3 protein-coding genes are annotated in these 2,222 nt (G+C 68.0%); all 3 read left to right on the forward strand.

Going from position 1 to position 2,222, the window contains the following annotated elements:
* The coding region (locus tag ACGFIS_RS37455; RefSeq protein ID WP_392974013.1) for an ABC-three component system protein at positions 1 to 385 on the forward strand (385 nt) is incomplete at its 5' end.
* The gene (locus tag ACGFIS_RS37460) at positions 382 to 867 is read left to right on the forward strand and encodes a three component ABC system middle component (protein ID WP_392913136.1); all 486 of its coding nucleotides are present in this window, start codon (positions 382 to 384) and stop codon (positions 865 to 867) included. The genes ACGFIS_RS37455 and ACGFIS_RS37460, both read left to right, overlap by 4 nt.
* Positions 868 to 871: 4 nt before the next feature.
* Positions 872 to 2,167: a hypothetical protein gene (locus ACGFIS_RS37465; protein ID WP_392974014.1), complete on the forward strand. Its 1,296-nt coding sequence runs from the start codon at positions 872 to 874 to the stop codon at positions 2,165 to 2,167.
* The last annotated feature ends 55 nt before the right edge of the window (positions 2,168 to 2,222 follow it).

The raw sequence follows: 2,222 nt of genomic DNA on the forward strand, positions 1-2,222 counted from the left end.
GAGGTCCACACCGAGTACCTGGACCGGGAGCAAGCAGCGTAGATCTGCCCGCAGATCACCATCAGTCAGCTGTCCGGAAAGCGCGGGGCCCCTCAAGGACAATCTGCGTGATGAGTGGGAGCGGGTCTTCCATGACATGGTCGAGGACCTCGGTCTGGAGGCTGATGAGCAGGCGAAGATCACTGCCGGGAAGGCGCTGCTGCGGCGGTTGAGGGACTCCACCGCAGTCACTGTCCGCCCCCGCTACAACGAGCCGTTCTTCGCCCGGGGCCGCCGGCACGTCCTGGCCGACAGCGGCGACATCGGCTGGCACCCGGACTTCGAGTCCCGCGTAGAGGAACTACTCAGCATCCGCGCCTCCGCCGAGACGGCAGAGGGCCCATGAGGGCATGGGACGACCGATCCCCCGAGGCTGCCGCGCTCCTCAACCCAGCCCTTATGGCCGTCATCACTGCGAACGCCGCCTGGCAATACGAGCGTGCATCCGGCCAGCCGATGCCGTGGCCGCTGGCGTTCCTCGTCGCCCCCCTTATTCTGCACAAGGGCACGCGGGAGTCACTGCCCAGGACCACGCGCACACACCTGTCGACGTGGATCGGCGACCATCCGGTAATTCGGGCCGGCTTCCCCGAACGCGCCCGGAGTCTTACGGGCCATGTCCGTGAAGGACTGCGCTTCGGCATGGCCCACGGGGCGCTGCTGGTGACCGACCACGGAGCCCTGTACGGCAGACTCCCCAACACCGCCAAGCCTGTCCAAGGTGGCGACGCTGCGCATATCGTGCAGTCAGCGGGCAAAGTCGGCACATGGTTCTCCCGCGCAGAGCAGCCAGCGACGCTCTTCGCGCTGTTCGGTGTGGCACCCTGATCGGGTGCAGCTTCTGTCGGTGATTCTCTACAACGTCCGGGGCGAGATCCGCCGCATCGACTTCCGTCCAGGCCGCCTGAACGTAGTGACGGGCGAGTCCCGGACCGGCAAAGGCGCCCTGCTGACAATCGTCGACTACTGCCTGGGTCGCAAATCAATCCAAGTCCCCGAAGGGCCGATCACCGACACGGTCGCTTGGTACGCGACATTGTGGCAGCTGCCCGGTGGGCAGGCATTCATCGCCCGGCCCGCACCGGCCGCCGGGAAAGCGTCCTCACAGCAGGCGATGCTCGAGTTCAGTACCGACCTGCCGATCCCCGCCCTGACGGACCTACGGATCAACACCGACGCCGCCACCCTGCGCACGCAGATCGGCCGACGCATCGGTATCGAAGAGAATCTCACCGACCCCGGGCCGCGCACTGGCCGGGCGCCGCTGGAGGCGAACCTCGCCCACGCGGTGCTGATGTGCCTGCAGAACCAGAACGAGATCTCCAGCCCCACCACCGTGTTCCACCGCCAAGGCGAACGCGCCGTAGCCGACGCACTACGCGATACCCTCCCCTACTTCCTGGGAGCCGTCCCCCCGGATCAAGCGTTGAAGCGCGCCCAACTCCGCAACGCCAAACACGCGCAGCAGCGCTCGGACGCTGCGCTGCGGGCCGCTGAGCTTGCCGCGCAGACGATCGACGTGGATCTGCGCGCCCTGCACAGCGAAGCGCGCGCCGTCGGCCTGATCCCCCCGGGCGAGGTCACCGACCGCGCCTCCCTCGTCCGGGTCCTTCACAGCGCCCGCGTTGCCCAGGCTCCCGAGCAGCGCCGCCCAGTCATCGACGACGCCCAGCAGCAGGACCGCTACCTAGCGCTGGAGCGGCGCGCGATCCACCTTCGCGCCGATCTGAAGCGGATCATGGCCGACCGGGAGCTCCTGCTCACCCAGACCACCGAGGAATCCGACTACGAAGACGCCCTCCAACTGCACACCGGACGGCTGGCGACGCTCGACCTCCTCGACCCGGCCTCGGGCAGCGATCCCTCCGCCGGTGCCTCCTGTCCCGCGTGTGGCCAAGCCACACCGCATGCCGACCCGGTGCCGGATGCGCTGCGCGCCGGCCTCACACGGCTGCGAGACCAACTGGACAGCCTCGCCGAGGTGCGTCCCTCCCAGCGCAGCGCCCTCATCGCGCTCGACGGCCAGGCCTCATCCGTGCGCGATGAGCTGTCTAGCGTCGAAGCTGCGCTGACCTCCCTGGCCACCGCAGCCCTCTGTGTCAGGCTCAGGTGGGACACCAGGGGATGAACTTCCCTAACTGACATGAGCAGGGCGAGGACGGGTACCGAGCACAGTGACGATG

This window comes from Spirillospora sp. NPDC048824, from assembly GCF_043198455.1.
Classification (GTDB): domain Bacteria; phylum Actinomycetota; class Actinomycetes; order Streptosporangiales; family Streptosporangiaceae; genus Spirillospora.